General features: G+C 44.2%; 19 protein-coding genes. 7 read left to right on the top strand and 12 right to left on the bottom strand.

The features are described from left to right. Positions 1-145 precede the first annotated feature (145 nt). The 4 genes from GO495_RS13200 to GO495_RS13185 all read right to left on the bottom strand — a co-directional run bounded on the left by GO495_RS13200 (position 146) and on the right by GO495_RS13185 (position 2,832). Positions 146-454, bottom strand: a complete 309-nt coding sequence (locus GO495_RS13200; protein WP_157300164.1) for a rhodanese-like domain-containing protein — start codon at positions 452-454, stop codon at positions 146-148. A 25-nt stretch (positions 455-479) separates the two neighbouring features. Next, positions 480-1,301 carry a PASTA domain-containing protein gene (locus GO495_RS13195; protein ID WP_170302677.1) on the bottom strand — a complete coding sequence of 274 codons (822 nt, stop codon included), beginning with the start codon at positions 1,299-1,301 and terminating at the stop codon, positions 480-482. A gap of 65 nt (positions 1,302-1,366) precedes the next feature. Next, the gene (locus GO495_RS13190; RefSeq protein WP_157300162.1) at positions 1,367-2,359 is read right to left on the bottom strand and encodes a D-alanine--D-alanine ligase; all 993 of its coding nucleotides are present in this window, start codon (positions 2,357-2,359) and stop codon (positions 1,367-1,369) included. A gap of 125 nt (positions 2,360-2,484) precedes the next feature. Then, the gene (locus GO495_RS13185) at positions 2,485-2,832 is read right to left on the bottom strand and encodes a 4Fe-4S dicluster domain-containing protein (RefSeq protein ID WP_157300161.1); all 348 of its coding nucleotides are present in this window, start codon (positions 2,830-2,832) and stop codon (positions 2,485-2,487) included. A gap of 84 nt (positions 2,833-2,916) precedes the next feature. On the opposite strand from GO495_RS13185, the gene GO495_RS13180 reads away from it, so the two are divergent. Together GO495_RS13180 and GO495_RS13175 are read left to right on the top strand one after the other, a co-directional pair. Next, positions 2,917-3,915, top strand: a complete 999-nt coding sequence (locus GO495_RS13180; RefSeq protein ID WP_157300160.1) for an acyl-CoA reductase — start codon at positions 2,917-2,919, stop codon at positions 3,913-3,915. A 214-nt stretch (positions 3,916-4,129) separates the two neighbouring features. After that, positions 4,130-5,668, top strand: coding sequence for a trypsin-like peptidase domain-containing protein (locus tag GO495_RS13175; protein ID WP_157300159.1), 1,539 nt, complete (start codon positions 4,130-4,132; stop codon positions 5,666-5,668). Between the two features lie 52 nt (positions 5,669-5,720). Here GO495_RS13175 and GO495_RS13170 read toward each other — a convergent pair whose 3' ends face one another. The 3 genes from GO495_RS13170 to proS all read right to left on the bottom strand — a co-directional run bounded on the left by GO495_RS13170 (position 5,721) and on the right by proS (position 11,034). Beyond that, the gene (locus GO495_RS13170) at positions 5,721-6,482 is read right to left on the bottom strand and encodes a LytR/AlgR family response regulator transcription factor (protein WP_157300158.1); all 762 of its coding nucleotides are present in this window, start codon (positions 6,480-6,482) and stop codon (positions 5,721-5,723) included. Continuing rightward, positions 6,479-9,409 carry a sensor histidine kinase gene (locus GO495_RS13165; protein WP_157300157.1) on the bottom strand — a complete coding sequence of 977 codons (2,931 nt, stop codon included), beginning with the start codon at positions 9,407-9,409 and terminating at the stop codon, positions 6,479-6,481. The genes GO495_RS13170 and GO495_RS13165 overlap by 4 nt, the downstream gene beginning before the upstream one ends. Positions 9,410-9,558: 149 nt before the next feature. Then, positions 9,559-11,034, bottom strand: coding sequence for a proline--tRNA ligase (gene proS / locus GO495_RS13160; RefSeq protein ID WP_157300156.1), 1,476 nt, complete (start codon positions 11,032-11,034; stop codon positions 9,559-9,561). Between the two features lie 208 nt (positions 11,035-11,242). Here proS and GO495_RS13155 point away from each other — a divergent pair, with 208 nt between their 5' ends. From GO495_RS13155 to GO495_RS13135, 5 genes are all read left to right on the top strand, one after another. Next, positions 11,243-12,247, top strand: a complete 1,005-nt coding sequence (locus GO495_RS13155; protein ID WP_157300155.1) for a hypothetical protein — start codon at positions 11,243-11,245, stop codon at positions 12,245-12,247. A 92-nt stretch (positions 12,248-12,339) separates the two neighbouring features. Further along, complete coding sequence (locus tag GO495_RS13150) at positions 12,340-13,920, top strand: hypothetical protein (RefSeq protein WP_157300154.1); 1,581 nt, start codon at positions 12,340-12,342, stop codon at positions 13,918-13,920. 162 nt (positions 13,921-14,082) lie between these two features. Continuing rightward, positions 14,083-15,495, top strand: a complete 1,413-nt coding sequence (locus GO495_RS13145) for a hypothetical protein (RefSeq protein ID WP_157300153.1) — start codon at positions 14,083-14,085, stop codon at positions 15,493-15,495. A gap of 147 nt (positions 15,496-15,642) precedes the next feature. After that, positions 15,643-17,547, top strand: a complete 1,905-nt coding sequence (locus GO495_RS13140) for a transglutaminase domain-containing protein (protein WP_157300152.1) — start codon at positions 15,643-15,645, stop codon at positions 17,545-17,547. 12 nt (positions 17,548-17,559) lie between these two features. Then, the gene (locus GO495_RS13135) at positions 17,560-19,737 is read left to right on the top strand and encodes a DUF3857 domain-containing protein (RefSeq protein WP_157300151.1); all 2,178 of its coding nucleotides are present in this window, start codon (positions 17,560-17,562) and stop codon (positions 19,735-19,737) included. A gap of 55 nt (positions 19,738-19,792) precedes the next feature. Here GO495_RS13135 and miaA read toward each other — a convergent pair whose 3' ends face one another. From miaA to GO495_RS13110, 5 genes are all read right to left on the bottom strand, one after another. After that, positions 19,793-20,695, bottom strand: coding sequence for a tRNA (adenosine(37)-N6)-dimethylallyltransferase MiaA (gene miaA, locus GO495_RS13130; RefSeq protein ID WP_157300150.1), 903 nt, complete (start codon positions 20,693-20,695; stop codon positions 19,793-19,795). Further along, positions 20,696-21,271: an IS1096 element passenger TnpR family protein gene (locus GO495_RS13125; protein ID WP_157300149.1), complete on the bottom strand. Its 576-nt coding sequence runs from the start codon at positions 21,269-21,271 to the stop codon at positions 20,696-20,698. It lies immediately after the preceding gene. A 118-nt stretch (positions 21,272-21,389) separates the two neighbouring features. Continuing rightward, positions 21,390-22,823 (bottom strand): CCA tRNA nucleotidyltransferase, encoded by a 1,434-nt coding sequence (locus tag GO495_RS13120; RefSeq protein ID WP_170302676.1) that lies wholly within the window; start codon positions 22,821-22,823, stop codon positions 21,390-21,392. A gap of 48 nt (positions 22,824-22,871) precedes the next feature. Next, positions 22,872-23,444: an L-threonylcarbamoyladenylate synthase gene (locus GO495_RS13115; protein WP_157300147.1), complete on the bottom strand. Its 573-nt coding sequence runs from the start codon at positions 23,442-23,444 to the stop codon at positions 22,872-22,874. Between the two features lie 3 nt (positions 23,445-23,447). After that, positions 23,448-24,578: a glycosyltransferase family 4 protein gene (locus GO495_RS13110; RefSeq protein ID WP_157300146.1), complete on the bottom strand. Its 1,131-nt coding sequence runs from the start codon at positions 24,576-24,578 to the stop codon at positions 23,448-23,450. Between the last annotated feature and the right edge of the window lie 95 nt (positions 24,579-24,673).

Genomic DNA, 24,673 nt, shown 5'->3' with positions numbered 1-24,673 from the left:
GAGACTCCTAACGGAGTCTATTGTGGAGAAGACAGGCTTTTGCTACAAACAAAGACTCCGTTAGGAGTCCCCTATTTATAACAGAGAATTCCTAACGGAGTTGGATAATAGTTAAATACAACGTATTTAACCAATAACAAAATTCTTATTTCCCGAACTTCTCCTGCCAGCCTAACATGCCACCAGCTAAGTTCTTAACATTGCTAAAGCCCATTGTTTCCAGGATCATGGCAGCCTGACTGCTACGGGCACCGCTGCGGCAGTAAACGATCACCTCATCTTCTTTCAGGTCTTCGATCTCGTCTATCTGCATAGCGCGGATATCACCCAATGGCAATAATGTACCACCAATGTTGAATTCCTCATGCTCATGAGGTTCCCTCACATCAACAATATGCAGTGCTTCACCGCTATCAATACGTTTTTTCAGTTCTTCTGCTGTGATATTTTCCATCACTTTAAATTTTAGATGTAAATAATTATTCCGGTGTACTATCCTTTGGTGGAGGTGCTACCCCGGCATCTTTTACTGGTTTGGTGGCAGACAACCAAAGGTCTATGGACTCTCCTGCCCTTACCATGTTCAATTCGTTCAGGTTGTTCCTGTGCATAGGGTCCTGTTTGACCACGTACGCATTCGCGGTATCAGTAACGTTCGGATCTACTAACACAATTCCTACTGAAAGGTTGCTTGCGCTCAATGTTTCCTTGGCTTCCAGGAAGGAAAGTCCTACCAGGTCCGGAGCAGGGTTCTCTGTATTACCGGTACCACTGCTCAGTACAAGGGTAATATTGCTTCCTTCCGGAATCATCTTACCAGCCTTCAGCGGTTTGCCGTTCAGCAACTGCTGTAATACAGTATTGGTAGCGAAATCCGGTTTGTAGATAGTATCTCCCACATTCAGTCTCAGCGCATGCAGCATCATTTCAGCACTACGGAAGGTAAACCCTTCCAGGTCCGGCATGGCTACCATCGGAGGAACTACTTTGTTGATAGTCAGGTAAATCGTACGGCCAACTTTTACAGTAGCCCCTTTTTCCGGCGTTTGTTCCCAAACTGCCAGCGCAGGAATACTATCTATATAAATAGAATCTCTCACATCCACATTAAATCCTGCTTTTTCGAGTAGCATAGTAGCTTCCTGTACATTTTTCTTATATACATCAGGCACTGTCAGCGTATCCCCATGTTTGGTGATGATCCCCAGCGACAGGAAGAACAACAGCCCCAACAGGAGGATTGATCCCACCGCTACAGCGAGATTAAAGCCAAAGGAGCGTTTTGTTATTGATTTCAACACAGACTTTGTTTTAACTTTTAATTGATCTAAAGCAGGCATTTATTGAATATGAGTTGATGTCAAACTTAAAACCTTTTCAGGCAGTCTTCAATTAATGTGCCGTAAAACTCCTGTAAAGTTTTACCGGCCGCCCTAACCATCTGAGGAACAATACTGTTCTCTGACTGACCGGGCATTGTATTCGCTTCCAGGAAGAACAGACGCTTACCTGCTTCCTCCCAGATGAAGTCCATCCGCACGATTCCCTGGCAGTTTAAACGGTTATACAGCTCCTGTGCTGTTTGCCGGATCAGTGCTGCCACTTCTTCCGGCGCCTCAGCAGGCGTTACTTCTTTAGACATACCAGGCGTGTATTTTGCCTCATAATCAAAGAATTCCTTACTGCTGATGATCTCTGTTAAAGGTAATACCGTGAATTTACCTTCAGAACGGTACAATCCGCAGGTAATCTCCCTCCCCTTCACAAACTCTTCTATCAGTATCTGTACATCTTCTTTAAATGCTTTATCGATGGCTGCAGGTAATTCCCCGGCCGTATTCACCTTAGACATACCAATGCTGCTACCCCCTTCTGCCGGTTTTACAAACACGGGCAACTTCAGTTCCTGCAGGATAGCTTTGGTATCATAAGGCTGGTCCCTGAATATATGTACTGATTTTGAAACATTTACAACGTTGAGCGCCGCCACTACCTTATTACAGAAGCCCTTATTAAAGGTAAGTGCAGAAGTGACCATACCGCAGCTGGTAAACGGAATGCCCAGCATTTCAAAATAGCCCTGTAAACGGCCATCTTCTCCCGGAGTACCATGAATACCAATGAATACCGCATCAAATGTGACCTTCTTACCCTCTATTGTCAAAGAAAAATCGTTCTTGTCTACCGCAATTGCCTGTCCCCCGGAAGTGGTGTAAGTCCAGCTATCCCTGGTGATCACTATTTTATATACATTATAGATATTGCTATCAAGATGAGTCTCTATTACGGCCGCACTCTTCACGGATATTACATATTCTCCGGAGTACCCGCCAGCTACGAGGGCTATGTTCTTTTTCATATGTTCTTTAATAATAAGCGGCTAAAGTTAATAGAAAAATGGGGTATGTCCACTTTTTTTGCTTTCTATAGAAAAGGGAGAAGCGGACTAACCACTTCTCCCTTTCAATTCCTTTGCTTCCTGTATTAAATGTGTAACTTCTCTTTTTTCGCCAGTAATTCGTCCACAGTTTCCTGATACATTTCGTCAGGAACACAGCAATCTACCGGACAAACAGCTGCACATTGTGGTTCTTCATGGAAACCCTGGCACTCTGTACACTTATTTGGAACAATATAATAATTGTCTACGCTGACAGGTGCATTACGTTTATCGGCTTCGATGGTGGAACCATCCATCATCACATAAGTCCCTTTGAGCGTGGTCCCATCGGACATTGCCCACTCTACACCACCTTCATAAATAGCATTGTTTGGGCACTCGGGTTCACATGCTCCACAGTTAATACATTCGTCTGTTATCTTAATTGCCATGTTATAAACTTTTTGTTTAAGTAGTAAGCCATTAATTTTGTGAGCAAAAATAGAATTTAAAAAGCTAATTATTTATACATTTTCATGAGTAGTAAAGAAAAAGTAACAGCATTGGTCCGTTTGGGCCAGTACCTGGCAGGCAATGATCCTGAGCTTGAGGCCGCTAAGGTGATGGCGTCCCAGGCAAACGGATGGTTTACCCCCGAGTTCATCGATCTATCTATACAAAATATTTGCCGTTATTACCTGGATGAGGCACAATTAACCGCCTGGCTGGCGGCGTACCCCATTAAAACGGGGGAGCAACGCCCCCGGATAGTGGGCATAGTGGCGGCTGGCAATATTCCACTGGTATGTTTTCACGACTGGTTGTGCGGATTCCTTAGCGGGCATCAGGTACGCATCAAGTTGTCCTCCAAAGACGTAGTACTCATGCAGCATATCCTCAACAAGATGAGCAGCTGGTACCCGGAATTTGCAGAACAGACCGTGGTGATGGACATGCTGAAGAACTGCGATGCCTACATTGCTACCGGCAGCAATAACTCTGCCCGGTACTTCCACTACTATTTTGCCCAGTATCCGAACATTATCCGCCGTAACCGCACTTCCGTTGCCATCCTGGATGGTACCGAAACCGCGGAAGAACTCAGTGCCCTGGCAGATGATGCCATGCTGTACTTCGGACTCGGCTGCCGCAACGTGACCAAAATATTCGTTCCGGAAGGCTACAATTTTGAAGCCCTGCTACAGGCATTCCGTAAATACGATTACCTGGCAGACTTCCACAAGTTCAAGAACAACTATGATTATAACCTGGCGTTACTCCTGCTGAACAGCAGTCCGTATATGAGCAACGAAAGCCTGTTACTGCATGAAGCACCTTCCCTGTTCTCGCCTATCAGCGTGTTGAATTACGGCTATTATACAGATTTCGCCACCCAGGCGGCCGAACTGAAAGACCATGAGGACCTCCAATGTTTAGTAGGCCATGGCTTCACCCCATTCGGTACCGCCCAGCAACCCGGCCTGTCTGATTATGCGGACGGAATAGACACCATGCAGTTCTTAACAGGACTGTAATACCAATTTGTCTGTTTTTCGCGTTATTCTGACAGCTGCCATGATATACTGACAGCCTGCCCCTTAAGATGGTATTAACTTTTCATATAAAAATGTGTTAAAGTAAAGGGTACGGGAATCAAACGATTCTCCCGTACCCTTAAATTTGTATCAGAGGCATGTAAATTGATATATTCCTTATACATTCAAACAAATCACTTAAACAACAAAAAGTATGAAATTCAGGCAAATCGCGGCAACTGTTCTAATCAGCGGGGCAACTGCACTTGCCAGCATGTTTGTGTACAACAAATATCAACCCAGGCTGGCTGGTCCTTACCAGAACGGTTCTAACAACATCCCCGTTAACTATGCAAGCTACATGCCCGGAGCAGAAGTGAAAAATGCCACTCCGCCTACCGACTTTACGCAGGCAGCTAAAATTGCTACACCGGGTGTAGTTCACATCAAAACAAAGATTAACCCAAGAGAAGTAAGTAACAACCTGCAGAAAAGACGTTCTGTCCTACAGGACCTCTTCGGGGACGACTTCTTCGGAGATGAATTCCAGGGTGAAGGCGGCGGACGTAAATACTACGTTCCCGGACAAATGGCTTCCGGTTCAGGTGTATTGATCTCAGACGACGGGTACATCATCACTAATAATCACGTAGTAGATGATGCTGACGAAATAGCTGTTACGCTCAACAACTATAAAACTTACAAAGCGAAGGTAGTAGGTACAGACCCAAACACCGACCTCGCCGTGATAAAAATAGACGCAAAAAATCTGCCTTACCTGTTATATGGTAATTCAGACGACGTGGAAATCGGGCAATGGGTACTGGCCGTAGGTTACCCTTTAAACCTGGAAACGACCGTTACAGCAGGTATCGTGAGTGCAAAGGCACGTACCATCGGTATCAATAAGCAGGTAAGAAGAAACGCTATCGAGTCTTTCATCCAAACCGATGCTGCAGTGAACCAGGGTAACAGTGGTGGTGCATTGATCAATACTGCCGGTGAACTGGTAGGTATCAACTCTGCCATCGCTTCTCCTACCGGGGCTTATGCCGGCTATTCCTACGCTATACCAGTGAACCTGGTGAAGAAAGTAGTGAATGACCTGATGAAGTACGGTAATGTACAGAGAGCTTACCTCGGTATCCTCTATCAGGACCCCAGTTCTATTCCTGAAGAAAAATGGGCAGATGCAGGTATCAGAAGAGATATCAATGGTGTGGTGGTAACAGGTGTTACTGAAACAGGTGCAGCTTCTGCCGCAGGTATCCGTAAAGGGGACGTTATCACCGGTATCAATGGTATCGTTACGACTTCCATCCCGCAGATGACAGAACAGATCGCCCGTTACAAACCAGGTGATAAGATCAGCATCAGTTACCTGCGCAACGATAAAGAGTATACTGCCAACACTGTATTGAAAAATGCAGACGGTAATACAGAGATCGTGAAAAGCACCGTACTGGATGCACTGGGTGCGGACATGGTAGCACTGGATAAAACCGACGCAGCCAAACTCGGCATCCGTGGCGGTGTGTACGTGGATAACATCAGCAGTGGTATCCTGAAGAAGCAAACCAACATGAAACGTTCCTTCATCATCCTTAAAGCAGGCGGAGAAGCCGTTGCTTCATTAGACGATCTGAAACGGGTGCTGGCCAAACAAAAGAAAGTACAACTGGAAGGCGTATATCCCGAAATGAATGGGGTGTATTACTACAATATAGATCTTGCGAATGGTGAAACCTTCTGACAACGTATCCTATATAAAAGAAAGGCCCGGCAAATTTGCCGGGCCTTTTCTTTTATAAGTTGATCACACCTTTTAACTGTGCAAAGAATTCATCTTTTTTCCTGGAAGAGATCGGGATATTCTTCTGGTCACTCATCACCACTGCCGTACCTAATCCTTTTATGATCTTAACGATATGGTGGATATTGATGAGGAATGATTTGTGTACCCGGTAAAAACCTTTATCAGACAACATCTCTTCATATTCTTTCAGAGATTTGGAAATAAGATGTGATACATTACTGATCAGTTGTATTTTGGTATAACTGTCAAATGCCTCACAGTAAATGATATCTTTCAGATCAATTACGTTATAACCGTCATTTACAGGTATTACTATCTTGGAAAAAGCATTGTCATTATTCTTTACATAGTCCTTCAGAATAGAAGCCAGTTCGTTGAGTCTGCCCTTCTTGCTCTTTTTCACTTTCTCTAACGCATCCTCCACCTCACTAACCTTGATAGGTTTGAGCAGGTAGTCCAGTGCGGCAAATTTAATTGCCTGTAACGCGTATTCCTGAAACGCAGTAATGAAAATAACTTCGAAGTTCAACACAGGGAACATCTCCAATAACTGGAATCCATTATGTGGCGGCATTTCAATATCCAGGAACAGTACGTCTATCTGGGTATTCTTCAGCATTTCCGCCGCGTCATGTATGTTCTGTGCTTCCCCTGCTACTGTAACATCCTTACAGTAATTCTCAAGAATATTTCGCAAAATGTGGATGTTGCGAACTTCATCATCTACGATCGCAGCTTTTATATTACTCATAACATCTTAACAATGGGAATCAGAATTTCAACCAGAGTACCCTCCTTATTGCCGAAACCGAACTTAAATTTATCAATAATTTCCAACTTTCCAATATTTCCATTAAAAGATTTTATAATCTGCAACCTTTCACGGATCACGCTCAAAGCAGTAGATTCATGCTTGATCAACCTGCTGCTTTTGATATTATTAGCACGCTCCCAACCTATTCCATCATCGTCTACCGAACAGTACAACATGTCATTCCTTAGACCCAGCTTCACTTCCAGCCTGCCTTCCCCGTTTTTAGGTGCAAGCCCGTGTTTGATTGCATTCTCTACAATTGGTTGTATGATCATTGGCGGAATATAGATGGTATAATCTTTTAATGCATCTTCAAGTGTAAAATGATAAACGAAAACATTTGAAAAACGGATCTTTTCCAACTCAATATACCTGGTCAGGAAAGCGATTTCCTCTTCCAGTGAGATGTAAGACTTCCTTGAATTGTTCAACATCTGCCGCATCAACGTAGCAAAATCTGCCAGGAAGTTGAGCGCCTGTTTCTCTTCTTTCTCCATAATCAGGTGTTGCACTGAGTTAAGAGAGTTAAAGATAAAGTGAGGGTTCATCTGGTTTGTCAATGCTTTTGCTTCCAGTTCTGCAATACGGCGGTTGTACTCCGTTTTACGCTTCTCTCCCTGTTTGATACGCCTTACTATATACCGGAGAATGAAGAACACCAGTAATAATGAGAATAAGATCAGGATACCTCTGGCCCACCATTCCTGGTACCAGCGTGGTAGTATCGTTACCGTAATGATGATTGGCTTGCTCCAGTCGCTTTTATATTTCCTTGCCCTGATCTGAAGTTGATATGTATCCGGCTGCAAATCGGGAAAAGGTACAATGTTAGACATGGTGGTTACCCATCCGCTGGCAGTATCACTGGAAAAGTTATACTGGTACTGCACCAGCTCGGGCAAGTCGTAGGCAATGGCCCCAAATTCCACCTCAAAAGAAGCTTTTCGCTGGTACAGGTGTACAAAGTAATTCTTATTGGGAAGGAAGGAGCTGTCACCATATTTCACATTACTCAGGTAGATCACCGGTGGCACTGTATCTACCGGCATATTACTGTCGCTGAAATAGCTTAGCCCGTTAGAGGTAGCGATATATAAAATTCCCCGCTGATAATATACCCCCCTGGTATCATCACTCATCAATCCGTCATTGGATGTGATGTTGCGGATCCTCTTTTTCGTATTTACATCTATAACAGATACTCCCTTGTTAGTAGAAACGTATAAGCGGTCTGCTCCATCATAATACAGTTGCTGACAGATATCACTCACCAGGGAATCTGCCGTGCTGAGGTGTTTGATCACCTGGTTATCCTTCACTACGTAGAGGCCCTGATCGCTGGTCCCTATCCACAGGTCACCATTGATCCATTTCAGGTCTTTGATGCTCTGATGCAGGGCTACATCTGTTCCTGGTATCACCATCTGCCGGGTACTGTCGGTACCGTAAAGCAGTCCGGCATTGGAGCCCACATAATAAGCCGTATCGTTGATACTAACGATGGAAGTGAGGAGTACGTCCGGTATTCTGGTCGAATACTCATCTGTGATCACCTGGTCTTTTGATACGATCCGGATCTTACCGTTGTTACCTATATCCACATCTTTCAATGTCTTTACAGGTTTCCGCAGGGTCACTTTTTGCGTGAGTGTATTAAAAACGAACAACCCGTTATCGGCGCCTATCAGCACCTCATTATCTTTATAAGGTAAAATGGAAAGGATGCTGTTCCGGCCACTGGTGCTATCCAGGTTAAACTGATGTATTACCAGGTTGCTGTCCATGGTATTGAGCATACCTCCGTTTTGCCCTACCAGCAGGATGCCGCTCTTCTCATCTTTACAGATACTGAAGATGGAGTGTGAGTATAATCCGTTGGTATTATCGAGGTAGTTAAAATAAAAGTCTTTGTAAGGGATATTATATACACCATCTCCGAAAGTGGTGATCCAGATATTACCATCCCTGTCTTTCAGCAGGGAAGTGATATAATGATTATCCAGGAGTTTTGTGAGTTTGCGTTCTCCTTTAAAGAAATTCTTCAGGTAATATAAGGCACGGGGGGTACCTATCCACAGGTTATCATTATCCAGACAAATATTGCTGATCTCATCCCGGATACCCCAGTCGGCCCCGTTGAAAAAGCAAACAGCCTCAGTGCGATGATAAGTGTACAAAGTATTTTTTATGATGACCACAGGCTCTTTATGCACGCGGGCATAAAAGGCAGGATCATTTATCGGGAACGGATTTATAGGTATTATCTTCTGATCGCGGTTATTCGCGTCTTTGAGGGTGCTGAGATTAAAGTAAGGCTGAAGGGGTTTAAAAATTGTATCAATATTTTTCAGGAAATAGAAAAGATCTGTAATGGCTGCACCCAGTGGATACTTCCATTCCTTATTGTCATACTTGAGAACGTGGTTATCCGTATTCAGGAACCAGGGAAAATGTACCAGGTCTTCAAACATGTATTGCATATACTGACCATGGAGATCTACTTTCAGGGTAGAATCATTGGCAGCGGTATGAATAACGTTACTTTTATAAAAGGAGAACAGACCGTTGAGCGTGAAAAACCATACCCTTCCGTTAGTGTCTGCATATAACTTTACTACATCATTATCCGTAAGACCGTCCTTTTTAGAATAATTGCGAAAGCGTTTACCATCGAATTTACTAACACCGGTAGGTGTTGCAAACCAGATAAAGCCTTCTTTATCCTGCACGGCAGCATAAACTGTAGCATTGGCCAGACCGTCCTTTACATTATAGTTGTGGATCATCAGCCCCTGCCCAAAGGCATTGCTTACTGTGAAGGCAGTCAATATCCACCATAAATATATGTAACGAACCTCAGGCATCTATAAAGGTAGGATTTTGTGCTGTGTTAACTTAATAAAGGGGATAAACATAAGCAACAGATAATTAAATCCTGAATAGTTGTAACCTTATTGGAAATAGCAGTAACCGGCACTATTTGCTACAATGTAGTAAATAGTGCCGATAAAAATTAGTATGCCCTGGCAAATAATACTCTTTGTACTGAAGGTTTTCCCGTCAGTATGCAGGTACCATTTTCCTGCGGATTATTTAAAGGAATGCAGCGGATGGTCGCTTTTGTACGGTCCTTGATCTGTTCTTCTGTTTCTGCGGTACCGTCCCAGTGTGCAGAAATGAACCCGCCTTTCTCGTCCAGCAGGCGTTCGAATTCTTCAAAAGTATCAGCTGGCGTGATATGAGAGTCGCGGTAAGCTAATGCCTTATCGAACATCTGCTGCTGGATCTCTTCCAGCAGTGCGCTGATTTGCGGTGTAAGTCCGTCCAGTGATAAGCTGGTCTTTACCTTCGTATCGCGGCGCGCCACTTCAGCCACATTGTTTTCCAGGTCTCTTGCACCGATAGCGATACGCACCGGTACGCCCTTCATTTCATATTCAGCAAATTTCCATCCCGGACGCTGGTTATCAGAATCGTCGTATTTAACACGGACACCGGCCTGTTTCAGTTCAGCCACGATAGCCAGTACCTTCTCGTCGATTTTAGCTTTCTGTTCATCTCCTTTATATATAGGTACGATCACCACCTGTAAGGGAGCAATACGCGGAGGCAGTATCAGACCGTCATCATCGCTGTGCGCCATTACCAACGCTCCTACCAGGCGGGTAGATACCCCCCAGGAAGTAGCCCATACGTAATCCAGCTTGTTTTCCTTGTTGGAGAACTTCACATCGAAAGCTTTGGCAAAGTTCTGGCCCAGGAAGTGGGAAGTACCAGCCTGTAGAGCCTTACCATCCTGCATTAATGCTTCAATACAGTAGGTATCTACAGCACCGGCAAAACGTTCGGAAGGAGACTTTACACCTTTAATAACAGGCATTGCCATATAGTTCTCGGCAAAGTCTGCATAGATGTCCAGCATCTGCGTGGTTTCAGCAATCGCTTCGGCAGCAGTAGCATGGGCAGTATGACCTTCCTGCCACAGGAATTCTGCGGTACGAAGGAACAAACGGGTACGCATCTCCCAGCGCACTACATTCGCCCATTGGTTAATAAGCAGCGGCAGATCGCGGTAAGACTGTATCCAGTCCTTATATGTATTCCAGATGATTGTTTCAGAAGTAGGGCGAACGATCAGTTCCTCTTCCAGTTTTGCCTCGGGATCTACGATCACACCACCTGTTTCCGGGTCGTTTTTCAGACGGTAATGGGTTACAACAGCACATTCCTTGGCAAATCCTTCAATGTGGGCGGCCTCTTTACTTAAAAAGCTCTTGGGGATGAATAACGGGAAATAAGCGTTCTGGTGTCCGGTGTCCTTAAACTTCCTGTCAAGTACATCGCGCATCCCTTCCCAAAGGGCATAACCATATGGTTTGATCACCATACAGCCTCTTACTGCAGAATAATCTGCCAAACTACCCTTCAGTACCAGGTCATTATACCATTTCGAATAATCTTCCGAGCGGGCCGTAATCTCTTTACTCATTGTCTATTTTATTGCTATAATTTTGGCTTAATATTTGTATAATTTATATTACCAAAAGGTAAAATGCCACAAACCTACATGAAAATCAGAAACGTTCAAATAATTACGTAAAATATTATGAGTGGTCACATGTTATTGTAGCAATTAACCTTTCTTTACGTTAAAATAATGTAAATTTACTATAGAATTCAGGCTAAAAATTCCGAACATGAAATCAGCTCCTTACCTTGCCGCGTTAACGCTGCTCATCCTAAGCAGTTGTTCCTCAGCATATAAAACGACTCAAACACCGGATGATGTATATTACTCTCCGAGAGTTCAGCGTACCTATGCTTCTGAAAACAATAATCAAAATAATAATAACAACGTTGCTGCTACTGATGCTAATGATCAGGGTGACGGTACGTACGTTACTTATGATGATGAAGATCAGGGTGACTATGCACGCCGCATAGATCGTTTTAACAATAGCTCCTACAATGGCAGCTATTACAATGATGGATATTACGGGTCTCCCAATATCTATTCAGGTATGTATGGCAGTCCATACTACAGTTCCTTTGGTTATGGTGGTTACCCTTACTACAGTAGTTACTGGGGCCCATCTCTCAGCATCGGTTTAGGCTTTGGTTATGGCTGGGGCTACGGTTCCGGCTGGGGCCTGGGCTATGGTTATCCATGGAGCTACTACGGTTATAATCCTTACTACATAGGAGGATACTACGGTGGTGGTTATTATGGTGGTGGTTATTATGGTGGTGGCTACTACGGGCATGGTGGCGCTTACGGCTACGCTCCGTTAAGAGGCCGTCGCACACGTGATGGATTTAGTGGTGGAGGTGGTAGTACTATTCCAGGCGGTCGTACAGGTAATTACAATCCTGGAGGCCGTGTAGGTGGTTCAGATTATCGTCCTTCCAGAGTAACTCCAGGTGGTGCTGCTGATAACAGCGGTGGCCGCGTAGGAAGCTCCACTGGTTCTTACCAGCCAAGGCGTGTGTTCAACCAGTCTCCAAGCGAAAGACCTTCTAACATTGGTGGCCGCACAAGTGAAAGCGCTCCTTCAAGAGTGTATCAACCACAGCCATCTCAGCCTACACGCAGCTATCAGCCTTCTTATACTCCAAGCAGAAGCTCTGGTAGTAGTGGCGGTGGTTCATTCGGTGGTGGCGGAGGCGGTGGTGGCCGTTCCGGTGGAAGATCAAGGAACTAAACACACATTACGCACGATCATTGATATTCTAAATACTATACCCTGGTCAAGGCATGGCCAGGGTATTTTTTAACCCTTAATTCTACGAACATATGTTAAGAAGAATGGTGTTATTAGCCATTGCTATGACCGGAACCTGCTATACGCTACAGGCACAAACAATAGATGATGCGTTAAGGTTCAGCACAAGCGCTCCGGCAGGGACAGCACGCGCACAGGCCGTGGGCGGCGCACTGGGATCATTGGGAGGGGAAGTTTCCTCTATCTATGTAAACCCGGCCAGTACAGGTTTTTTCAGAACAAGCGACTTCTCCTTTACCCTGGGTTTCCAACAGGCAGATAACAAAGGCACTTACCTGGGTACAACAGGCAGTGACAGCAAAGGCAACCTGAATATCAGCAATGCTACCCTGATCTTTGGCGGTAAAAGAAAGATGCCAGGAAGCAAATGGGAGAACTTCAGCTTCGGTCTGGGCTTCAACCGTACTAATAATTACAATCAGAGAGTATATTATACGGGAAATAATTCAAGTTCATCGCTGGCATTAAATTATGCACAACAGGCACAACTCTATGTTACAGATCCTTCTACCCAATTGGGTGCTGTTCCTGAGAAAACAATTGGAGCCCTTGCACATAGTTCAGTGCTGGCATATCAAACTTATCTGATTAGTGATGCTACAGATGCACAAGGGCTCTATTTTTATTCTGCAGCACAATCTACAGGTGATCCACAAACGATTCATGTAAAGCAGGAAAATATGCTAAACACTGGAGGTTCAGCAAACGAAATTTCCTTCGACTTTGGTAGCAATTATAATAATATCCTTTATCTTGGTGGTAGTGTGGGCATTCCTGTAGCACATTACACCCGTGATAAGACCTGGAAGGAAACCAATATCAACACTGAGAATGTTGATTTAAACAATTTCTCAGTAACAGAACACCTGACTACAGATGGTACAGGTATAAATGTAAAACTGGGCGCAATTGTTAAACCAGTGCGGCCGTTAAGTCTGGGTGTTACTCTCCACTCGCCTTCCTGGATCTGGTTTACAGATAATTACACGACGGATATGACCACCAATACCAAACTAAAAGGGATCAGAAGTTTTTCGTCTACAGATACCAACAATGGCGATGCGGATCAATCCAAATACATGGTCAGAACTCCCTGGAAAGGAATCCTGAGTGCGACTTACCTGTTTAGCCCATCAGCTGATACCCGCAAGCCTACAGGCTTCCTCACCTTGGATTATGAATATATGGATTACGCATCTATGAAAATGCGTTTTAATAACGATCCGGCTTACGATAAAAATGATAACGATGCCCGGAATACAGCTATTAAAAATACTTATCAGGCAGCTTCAAATATCCGTATAGGCGGAGAACTGAAACTACATGTAATTGCATTAAGGCTGGGTTATGCACTATATGGCAATCCTTATAAAAACAGTAGTCTGGATGCTACCCGTCATTATTATACCGGAGGTATCGGTTATCGTAACAAGGGCTTTTATATGGACTTAGGACTTGTAATAGGCGATAACAAAAGCCAGGAACAACCTTATATAATAACAACTAATACAGCGGGGTATGCAAGCCCTGCTCCTGCACAAATCAAAGGCAATACAACAAATGTACTGGCCACTTGCGGCTGGAAATTCTAGACATAATAAAAAATAAAAAAGGGTATATCAAAAGTATGATATACCCTTTTTTTATTTAATTTGCACCGACATAACCCAATATTACTGTAGTCATTTTTGTAACCTATTATTAAGTTGTTAATCTATATGCATTAATTAATCACAATTAAATTTTAAGACCCTATGAGGAAACCCTGGCGCTTATTGCCATTGGCAATACTATTGCTATGCCTGTCTTGCGCAAAACAATCAGACACACCTGTTCAATCACCCAAAACACAACCAGTTAACACGGCCGAAGTATCTACTGCATTTGCGAAAGTGCTTGCAAAAGCGATGCAAAACAAAGAAGTGCGTGACTTAATCAAACAGGAAGCCCTGAAAAAATTCGACAATGATTATGATGTGTTGTATCAGTTATCCAGAACAGCTAAACTGGGCAACGGAAAGACACTTGAAAGCCTGCTTGCAGCTTATGCAGATGATTCTACCGCCTTTATTGCAATGGCAGACCAACTGCCACTGACGACGATCTTCGTGCCCCATCTTGACAAATTCTCTCCTCAGGATTGGAACACGGTGGAACAGATCCCCATCGTAGCTGTGCGTAATCCCGCTGATAAGAACCAGAAAAAACAATTGCTGGCCTATGACGCTAATGGCGCCACCACTGCATTAAGTTATGAAGTGCAACCAGACAAACCCGTGATCATCGTAAAAGAGAACGAACGGGTAGCTTTCGCCAAGAACACCGGCAGTGAGCGGATAGCACAGCATGACAACTATTTTCTGAGAACTGCCAGCAAAGATTTTTACTTTACAGATGCCTCCTACAATGGATTATCAACTGCCACCGCAACCAACAGCCGCCTTGACTTTACTGTAGATCCTGCCGCTGTATATGCCCGTGTGAATAATATAGACGCTGTAAGAGATTACGTATATTATGGGCTGGATCCTGCCCATGGCGTGGACAAGGGACCATTGAAAAATAACTATGCGGAATTTCTGATGGGGTTGAGAGTAAACTCACCTGCTTCAAAAAGTTTCTTCGTTGACTGGTCAGATGGAATGTTGGAATTTAGAATGACTGTATTCTTCATTGCCAGTGAAGGCAATATCAGTTCCGTTACCAAGAACTTTCCTGGCGATGCAGCCGTACTCTTCCCCGGTGGAGACGCTACAGGTTTTGTAGACCTGACCGATCATCCTATTGAACTGGCCAACTGGGATATGGAAAAATACGGAGACGCCTGGAAAATATTACTGATAGAATATGATCCGGGGGCAGAAATTACCTACAACACCAGCGTGTCTTCCACCTTTGGGTACAATTTCGGACTGGATGTGGGCCTGGGAACAAAAGTAAAGATCGGATTAAAGTTCGGCATCAGTGGATCGACTACAAAGAGTTCTTCTACCTCCATCAAAATAACAGATGGGGCCGACAATCTGGGTGAGGCCATCCTTGATTATACCTCCCCTGCCGAAGTATTAGATCCTTATTCTCCACCCAGATTACCTCCCCATTATAATTATTATGAATTGAATACCGGTGTGATCACTATCTATATTACCCCCAGAAAGCGCTTTTGATTGTACTGGCCACCTTCGGCTGGAAATTCTAAGATATTATATACTGTTTACAAAGGGGCTCCGCTTGGAGCCCCTTTTTTTTACCCTCAACCTTTCAGAATTTTTTAATTACTTTTATAGTGTTATATATATAATTTATCTCCATCTATGAACGCATCGTCCTTACACCTATCCATCAGGTATTCCCTGTGCCTGTTTATCATGCTTGCCTGCGTAGACGTCCCGCTGTTAAAGGCCCAGCAAAAAGAGGATGACAACATAGAACTTTACAGTAGCGAAGAAACCTATGAATATCAATACAATAGCAAACAAAAACAGGTAACGGTAGACCAGCTGATAGAAAAAACATTTATCTGCAACGCTTTCCGCTCTTCCATCCCTTTTGGAGAAACATACAACAACCAGGAAGAAATACTGGACGTAAATATAGAAGTAGACGGGAAAAGGGCCAGAGACATCAGACCTACCTACGACTACCTGAACATCAACAGCTACTTTTATACCGATGCCAGGATGTGCTACTTTGAACTTCCCTTTGTACAAAAAGGGTCCAAGAGTAAAGTGACCATCGAAAAAGAGATCAAAGATCCCCGCTATTTATCTACTGTCTTTTTCACCGACAACTATCCTACCAGAACAAAGAAGATTACAGTGATAGTACCCCGCTGGATGCAGACGGATATACATCCTTACAATTTCGAAGGACAAAACATCTCTGTTCAGAAAACATTCGACAGTAAAAAGAACGCAGACATATACACCTATACTGCCAGCAACATGCCGGCCATGAAGAAAACGGCCATGAGCCCCGGTCCCAGCTGGTTATGGCCGCATATCATGATCTGCAGTAAAACCGCTGATTACGAAGGCAACAAATCCGCTTACTTCGCCACTACGGCAGACCTCTATAAATGGTATCATAGTCTTACCCAGCAGTTACACAGCGATACGGTGGCTTTAGATGAACGTGCTAAGAAGATCACCGAAGGTATCACCGACAAATGGGAACAACTGAAAGCTATCTTTTACTGGGTAGAAGATAATGTGCGCTATATCGCTTTTGAAGATGGTATTGCAGGTTTTAAACCTGATGAAGCCCATGAAGTAATGCGTAAGAAATATGGCGACTGTAAAGGGATGGCCAACCTCACCAAGGCCTTGCTGCAACGCTGCGGCTTTGACGCAAGGCTTTGCTGGATAGGTACCAACCATATCATGTACGACTACAGCATCCCTTCCCTGAGCGTAGATAACCACATGATCTGCGCCGTGAATTATAAAGGCAAATGGTGGTTCCTGGATGCTACCGAAGAATATATGCAGCCCGGTGTATACGCAGAAAGGATACAGGGCAGACAGGTAATGATAGAGAATGGCGATAGCTTCCTGCTGGAACATATCCCCAGCACAAAACCTGAACAAAACAGCCGTCTCTTTAAAGAAGAACTGTATGTGGACGGTAATAATATGGCCGGTAAAATCCTGTACAAATACGAAGGTGAAAGCAAAACAGATATCCTCAGCAGCATTAACGGTGTTAAAAAAGACCGCTTACAGACTGCCCTGGAGAACTACATCACCAACAGTAATATGCACTACAAGATCTCCAACATGAAAACCACCAGCCTGGAACAACGTGATGGTAACCTGGAAGTGAACTTCGATCTCGTGTACCAGGATGCGGTGTCTTCTTTCGGGTCTGAAATGTATATCGATATCGACTATAACAAAGAATTCAACAACGCGGTGATAGATACCGTTAAAAGGAAAATAGATTTAAGGTTTGACAGCAAGGATAACTTCATCACAGAAACAGATCTGCTGATGCCGGCAGGTTACAAAGCAGGTACACTGCCGGAAAACCTGCACATCGTCCATCCTAAATTCACCATTGACATCACCTATGCCGTAAAGGATAACAAGATCTGTTACCGTAAAAAGATAACGATCCTCAATACCTATCTGCAAAAATCCGACTTCCTGGAATGGAACAAAGCCATCGCTTCTCTTTCCAAAAAGTATTTAGAACAAATAACACTCGTTAAACTATAAACCTATACGAACTTGAAAAAGATAACATTCATCCTGCTGTTGATCTGTACCGGCCTTACCGGTATGGCACAATCAAGACAGGAAAGGGAATACCAGGAAGATGCAGAAGAAATAAAGAAGGAGATCTGGAATGGTAAAGATGCTGCTTTTAACGTCACTACAGTACCTGAAAAATACAATAACGAGTCTGCCGTAATCATTGCCATGAAATTTTCCATGGGAGCGGACCATAGCCGTAAGCAGGAACACCTGTCCACGACTATGCACGAACGTGTTAAAATACAGGATAAATCAGCCCTGGAAGAGTATTCTGAATTCAATATCCAGAAGCTGAAACAAAATAGCTGGTCGCGCGGTTATAAGCTGGTTTCATACATGGGTATCCGTATCATCAAGCCGAATGGACAGCAACGGGATATCGATATGAAAGAAGCCGTAAATGTAAAGGATGAAGCCGGGGATAAAGAACAGAAAATAGCCATTTCCGATTTACAGGTAGGTGATATCATCGATTACTACATGCGTATCTACAAAGATAAATCTACCTTTTATGCGGCACCGGAACCGCTGGACTTCTCCATTGGCGAAAGATACCCTATCCTCGATTTTGCACTGGACGTAAGGATTTCCAAGAAAATGGGAATTTCATGGAGATACCTGAATGCAAAGGATGCTGAGTTAAAAAGAACTAAAGATGATGATGATAACAACGTATTTACCATCAACAAAAAAGATATTCCTAAAGTAACGGATGAACGCTGGTTATATGAAAAGAGGACATTACCTACTTTACGTATCGCCTATATGAGAGATGAAAACAACGATGTTGTAAACGGGATCGATGAAGAGGATATCAAAGAATATCTTACATACAAGATCATCAGTGTGGGCGCCAATTACGGCCTTAATTACGATATCATGAAGAGAGAGTTCCCAAAAGTGGAAAGCACCTGTCTGAAAGATGAAGACCTGAAAACACTGACCGATGCACAGCGTACAGAACTCATCTATTACTATGTACGTTACTGTACCCTTTTCCGCGAATACACTTCTTCCAATATAGAAGTAGGCCAAAACCGTAAATTCTACACGCCTAAATCACATTTTGTAGCCAATGTAATGCGGTTCATGCTGAAAGAGTATGATATCCCCTGCGTACTGGCTGCTGCTGTACCCCGCAGTGAAGGTACCCTTAAAGACGCGGTATCTTTCAATGACCTGGAATACTTCATCATTGCCTATCCGGCGGATAGTAAACCCATCTATTGCTATATGGGCAGCATGTTCTCCTATCCCGGAGAACTGCCTTCTTCCCTGGAAGGACAGGAAGCGTACACCGTAGCGGTGACAGGCAGCAAGAGGGAAAAAGAGGCCTCTTTTAAAAAGATCACTTTACCATTCAGTAAGAAAGAAGATAACGTGAGCGCTGAAACACTGGACATCGTTTTTAATCCGGCAAACCTGCAACAGATAAACATCGCACGTACGATCTCCGCCAAAGGTCAGTACCGTTATCAGTACATGGATATGCTGCTGTACGAAGATATGCTGAAACAGGAACGTAAACGTGTACACACTCCTACTCTGCTGAATGCGGATCTGAATGCACAGGGGCCACTGTACAAACGTTATGGGGAATATACAGAGGCCTTCAGCAAGGCCCGTAAGGATATGCTGGAAACAGTAACCACAAATATCACCAATGATTACAGCATCAAACCTACTGACAGTATCACTTACGAAATCATCGAAGAAGGATTGCAGCACCGCTATCCTCCCTTTGCGATGAAAGAGCAATTCAGTATGGATGGACTGGTAAAAAAAGCTGGTAATAATTACATCGTAGACTTTGGTAAGCTGATTACCGGTCAGATAGAATTAACTACGGAACAACGTACAAGGTCTTATGACATCAATATGTCTTATGCCCGTACAGTCGCTTACCAGGTAACCGTGAATATCCCTGAAGGATATAAAGTGGAAGGTATCGAGAACCTGAATAAGTCAGTGATCAACGATGCAGGTAGTTTTGTAAGCACCACCAAACTGGAAGGGAATACACTTGTTGTTACCGTGCGCAAATGTTATAATCATGCTTATGAGCCAGCAGCCAGCTGGCCGCAGATGATCGCATTTTTAGATGCCGGTGCAGATTTTAATAAACAGAAAGTATTGCTGAAAAAGATTTAATAAACAGCGGAGTCTGTTGTGAACAAGAATGATATTTCCTATAAATACGGGGCTCCTAATGGAGCCTCGTATTTATATATTTCATCACTCCTTCTGTATCCCTGGCATCAAACCATTGTATAGCGGGGTCTTTCCTGAACCAGGTCAGTTGTCTTTTTGCATACTGACGGGTATGGATAATGATTAGTTCTGTAGCTTCTTCCAACGTAATCTTCCCATCCAAATAATCAAATATTTCTTTATACCCCACTGTCTGTAATGCATTATGATGGCGATAAGGCAATACAGCGCGTACTTCCTCTACTAATCCTGCGGCCATCATGGCATGTACCCTGTGAGTGATGTTCGCATGTAATTGTTCCTTCGGAACAGTGACACCTATCCTGATGATATTAAAATCCCTTGTGGCTTTGTTTGCTGTTCTGAAAGTAGTGATGGACTGCCCGGTAGTATATAACACTTCCAGCGCCCGTATGAGCCGCTGGGGGTTCTGAATCTCCGCTATCGCATAAAAGGCAGGGTCGCGTTCCTGCACTTCTTTTTGCAGCCACTCCAGACCTTCCGTGGCATATTGTTCATTGATCTTTAAACGTATATCCGCAGGCGCAGCCGGTATATCATCAATCCCTTCACAGAAGGCCCTGATATATAAACCTGTGCCACCGCACATGATGGCAACGTCCCGGTCTTTGAATATCTCCGCAGCGTACTGTAAGGACAGTCGCTCGAAGATCCCGGCATTCACCTCTTCGGTAATAGAGTGGGAATCGATAAAATAATGAGGAACAGTCTGCAGTTCCTGCAGACTGGGTTTGGCGGTACCAATACTTATTTCTTTGTAACACTGGCGGGAGTCTGCAGAAATAACAGCAGTCTTAAAATGACTGGCTAAACGTATAGCCAGTGCTGTTTTACCCGCGGCTGTAGGACCAGCTATTATGATTACAGTCTTTCCCAATTAAAACATCTCTTCAGAATTATTCTCTTCACCACCGTCATCATCAGCATCAGAAGTATCTTCTTCTCCTTCTTCTCCAAAGCCATCTTCACTCATACCTTCCTTGTTAAGGTCGTACTTCTCTTCCATTTCCACCAGTTTGTCGCCTACTAATCCTTTAGTACCGTACTGACTGGGGGCCAGGCCTTCTTTTCTTACGCAGTAAGGATAGGTAACCCTGGAGTTTTCGTCTTTGGACACACCGATCAATTCTACCAGGAACACCCAGTTCTTGGCATAATCGTACAGATAAATGAACTTCTGATTAGGTGTTTTCACCGCAGCTGCAATAACAGTTTCGTTCATCATAAGGGGATCAACCTTTCTTGGAGCATTATCCTTTTCGAGGATAATTTCCCTGCCCCGTTGCCAGTTGTCATTGCTACGGAAAAAAGTGGCCTTATGTTTATTGTCAAATTCGAATGACTGTAAAATAACTTGATGAAATTGTAAAAATGTCTGGTCCGGCTTAATGGAAATATCCCTGTACACACTTTCATCCTCTTCCCAATAAACTCTGAATTTCAAAACAGGCATGACAATAAAGGTTTTTACTATTTGATTGTTGAAAGTGACAGGCTTGTGTACTGTATAAGAACATTAAACCTCTGACTTTAAGCTTTTAACATTATTTAACAATACTAAATTAACATTTTTATTTAACTGGAGTCAAATCCAATGCTTGTGCTTTTTCCAGCAGGAAGGCAAATGCGGCTTCGTACGTGTTTGGAATTTCGCCGTCCAGTATCGCCTCACGGATGGCATTTTTCAGATCTCCCACTACTCTTGAAGGCTTTAGCCCAAAAGTTTCCATGATCATTTCTCCTGTTACGGGTGGCTGCCAGTTGCGTATCCGGTCTATCTCTTCCACTTCTTTCAGCCGCTGGCGCACCAGTTCAAAGTTTTCGAGGTAACGTTTTACTTTTACCCTGTTCTTGGATGTAATATCCGCCTCACACAGCATCATCAGTCCTTCGATATCGTCCCCTGCGTCAAATAACAGGCGGCGTATAGCAGAATCCGTGATATTCTCTTTGGTAACGCTGATAGGCCGCAGGTGCAGTTCTACCAGTTTTTTCACCAGCCGCATGCTTTCGTGCTGAGGCAGCTTCATTTTAGCGAAGATCCTGGGGACCATCTTCCCTCCTACGGCATCATGGCCGTGGAAGGTCCAGCCATGGCCCTGTTCAAAGCGTTTAGTTGCAGGCTTACCGATGTCGTGCAGCAGTGCTGCCCAGCGTAACCAGAGGTCTTTCGTATTGCGGGCGATATTATCCACCACCTGCAGGGTATGATAGAAATTATCCTTATGCCCTTTGCCTTCCACCATTTCAACACCTACCAGGTCTATCATCTGGGGCAGGATGATCTTTAACAGCCCTGCCTTATAGAGAAGATCCAGCCCAACCGAAGGCACGGGAGACAACATGATCTTGTTAAACTCGTCTGTGATCCTCTCCTGGGAGATGATCTTTATTCTTTCCGCATTATCCTGGATCGCAGTGAACGCCTCGTCTGTGATCGTGAACTGCAGCTGGGATGCAAACCTGATGGCACGCATCATACGCAGCGGATCATCGATGAATGTTTGTGCCGGTTCCAGAGGCGTACGGATAATTTTAGCTTCCAGGTCTGCCAGGCCATTGAAAGGGTCAATCAGCGTGCCATAATCTGTTTCATTCAGACTGATAGCCAGTGCGTTGATGGTGAAATCGCGGCGTAGCTGATCGTCCTGTAAAGTGCCGGGCACTACTTCCGGATTACGGGAATCGCGCCGGTAGCTTTCCTTCCGGGCGCCAACGAACTCAATTTCAAGCTCATTCCATTTTACCTGGGCAGTGCCGTAGGTTTTGAAAAAGCTGACGGGTACATTATCAAAATGAGCCGCAACCTTATGTGCAAGTGCGATACCATCGCCTACACATACCACGTCCATATCTTTTGTACGCCTGTTCAACAACTTATCCCGCACGAAGCCTCCTATCAGGTAGCATGGAACACCCAGTTCCCGGGCGGCTAACGCTATCTGTTCCAACACTTTCCGTTCCTGCAACGTGCAGGGAATATCTATAGGCCTTTTGCTGATCATAAATGAATAAAACGGCAAAAGTAGTTTTTTTAGTTCATAACCACTAGCCTACTCTCTTATCACCTGCACGGAACCATCTTTCCCTATCTTAATAATACGGGAAGGGCGGGAAGCCGTTATTTCGTTCTGCCGGTAGTTCACTGCATAATCTACGCCATTTTTTATAGCAGGGTCTATCTCTGCAAAAGAGGATGGGGATGCTTGTCCGCTGATATTGGCAGACGTGGAAATAAGCGGTTTACGCAGTCTTTTTATCAGATGGCGGCAGAAAGGCTCCTGCACGATCCTGATGGCGATAGTGCCGTCTTCATTGATAACATTGGGGGCCAGACCCAGGGCGCCTTCATAGATGACTGTGGTCGGGCGGTCGAAACCTGCAATAATATCTGCTATATCCGGACTGGGGCTTGCTACGTATTTCAGCAGGTCCCGCACGTCTGCCAGCAATACTACCAGGCTTTTTTGTTCCGGCCTTTGTTTGAGGGCAAAAACCCGCTTTACGGCGGTTTCGTCTGTCGCATCACAGCCTATCCCCCAGATGGTATCTGTGGGGTACAGGATCAATCCACCATTTCTAAGCACTTCCAGGGAAGCTGTAATATCATTTTCGAAATCAATCATGTTCTATAAACTTTCGTATACTTTCATTACCCCTGCCGCACATTTATCCCGGGTAAATAACTGGGCATGCGCCCATCCTTTTTCTTTCATATCTGCAACCTTCGCCGGGCTGTCCACGATCTCTTTCATTGCCTCTGCAATTGATTGCGGATGCAGCGGATCAATATAAACAGCCGCATCCCCGGCCGTTTCCAGGAAGCAGGAACCCTGAGAGGTGATTACCGGTGTACGGCTCCATAACGCCTCTAATACAGGAATACCGAAGCCTTCAAAAACGGAGGGATATATCAGCGCTTTAGCCCCCTGGTACAACGCAGGCAGGTCCCCGTACGCAAATTTAGCCTGTTCATTTAACCAGATGACCCTGTCGGACAGGTCATGGGCTTCTATATATGCTTTTACCTTTTTCTTATATCCGCTGCCATTTCCCAGCACTACCAGTGGTATATCCACGTTGCCTTTCAGTTGTAGCATTGCTTTTATAATGGACAACAGGTTTTTACGCTCTATAATAGAACCTACGTATAGAAAATATTCTTTTGGAAGATGATATTTCGCAAGCAGCTCCTGTATAACGTTTGCCGGGTGAGATACGGAGAACATCTCATCGCAGCTCTGGTAAACCACGGCGATCTTATCTGCCGGCGTATTATAATAATTAATGAGGTCCTGTTTGGTCTGTTCGCTGATAGCAATGATCTTATCCGCATACAGACTGGCATATTTTGCCTTACGGCGGTAGGTTTGCACGTCTATCGGGTTATACTGTCCGGGATAACGTTCAAAGATCAGGTCGTGCATGGTAACAACACTTTTCACTCCGCTCAGATGTATGCCGAAAGGGATCTCATGACTTAATCCATGATAAATGGAAATATTCTTTTTAGCCAGTTCCCCTACCACGTATTTGCTGCGCCAGGCACTGCGGAACCATCGGTGCAGTCTTTTTTCAGGCAATACCGTGTGTATATTGGGATATGCCGCTGTAACATACATATCTGTAAGCTTAGGCGCATACAGGTAATAATTATTTGAAGGATAGTATGTAGCGAGAGAACTGATAAGGGTACGGCTATAATTTCCCAGGCCCGTATTATTCTGAAAAGCCCGCTTTGCATCAAAGGCTATGTTCATAGTCGTGTTTAAAGGGTGGTAAAGTTAGTAAAAACAAGCTCTCTTTCGATACCTTTTCTTATGCTGTTGCTTTTTCTTATGTTTGTGACAAAATC

The sequence above is a fragment of the Chitinophaga oryziterrae genome (assembly GCF_009758125.1).
GTDB classification, from domain to species: Bacteria; Bacteroidota; Bacteroidia; order Chitinophagales; family Chitinophagaceae; genus Chitinophaga; species Chitinophaga oryziterrae.
The sequence above is the reverse complement of the archived record's forward strand: the minus strand, read 5'-3'. Positions and strand labels throughout refer to the sequence as shown.

Excerpts from the sequence above, each read along its gene's own strand:
- GO495_RS13200 (WP_157300164.1), bottom strand. The coding sequence starts at position 454 with ATGGAAAATATCACAGCAGAAGAACTGAAAAAACGTATTGATAGCGGT.
- GO495_RS13190 (WP_157300162.1), bottom strand. The coding sequence starts at position 2,359 with ATGAAAAAGAACATAGCCCTCGTAGCTGGCGGGTACTCCGGAGAATAT.
- GO495_RS13185 (WP_157300161.1), bottom strand. The coding sequence starts at position 2,832 with ATGGCAATTAAGATAACAGACGAATGTATTAACTGTGGAGCATGTGAA.
- GO495_RS13180 (WP_157300160.1), top strand. The coding sequence starts at position 2,917 with ATGAGTAGTAAAGAAAAAGTAACAGCATTGGTCCGTTTGGGCCAGTAC.
- GO495_RS13175 (WP_157300159.1), top strand. The coding sequence starts at position 4,130 with ATGAAATTCAGGCAAATCGCGGCAACTGTTCTAATCAGCGGGGCAACT.
- GO495_RS13170 (WP_157300158.1), bottom strand. The coding sequence starts at position 6,482 with ATGAGTAATATAAAAGCTGCGATCGTAGATGATGAAGTTCGCAACATC.
- GO495_RS13165 (WP_157300157.1), bottom strand. The coding sequence starts at position 9,409 with ATGCCTGAGGTTCGTTACATATATTTATGGTGGATATTGACTGCCTTC.
- proS (WP_157300156.1), bottom strand. The coding sequence starts at position 11,034 with ATGAGTAAAGAGATTACGGCCCGCTCGGAAGATTATTCGAAATGGTAT.
- GO495_RS13155 (WP_157300155.1), top strand. The coding sequence starts at position 11,243 with ATGAAATCAGCTCCTTACCTTGCCGCGTTAACGCTGCTCATCCTAAGC.
- GO495_RS13150 (WP_157300154.1), top strand. The coding sequence starts at position 12,340 with ATGTTAAGAAGAATGGTGTTATTAGCCATTGCTATGACCGGAACCTGC.
- GO495_RS13145 (WP_157300153.1), top strand. The coding sequence starts at position 14,083 with ATGAGGAAACCCTGGCGCTTATTGCCATTGGCAATACTATTGCTATGC.
- GO495_RS13140 (WP_157300152.1), top strand. The coding sequence starts at position 15,643 with ATGAACGCATCGTCCTTACACCTATCCATCAGGTATTCCCTGTGCCTG.
- GO495_RS13125 (WP_157300149.1), bottom strand. The coding sequence starts at position 21,271 with ATGCCTGTTTTGAAATTCAGAGTTTATTGGGAAGAGGATGAAAGTGTG.
- GO495_RS13120 (WP_170302676.1), bottom strand. The coding sequence starts at position 22,823 with ATGATCAGCAAAAGGCCTATAGATATTCCCTGCACGTTGCAGGAACGG.
- GO495_RS13115 (WP_157300147.1), bottom strand. The coding sequence starts at position 23,444 with ATGATTGATTTCGAAAATGATATTACAGCTTCCCTGGAAGTGCTTAGA.
- GO495_RS13110 (WP_157300146.1), bottom strand. The coding sequence starts at position 24,578 with ATGAACATAGCCTTTGATGCAAAGCGGGCTTTTCAGAATAATACGGGC.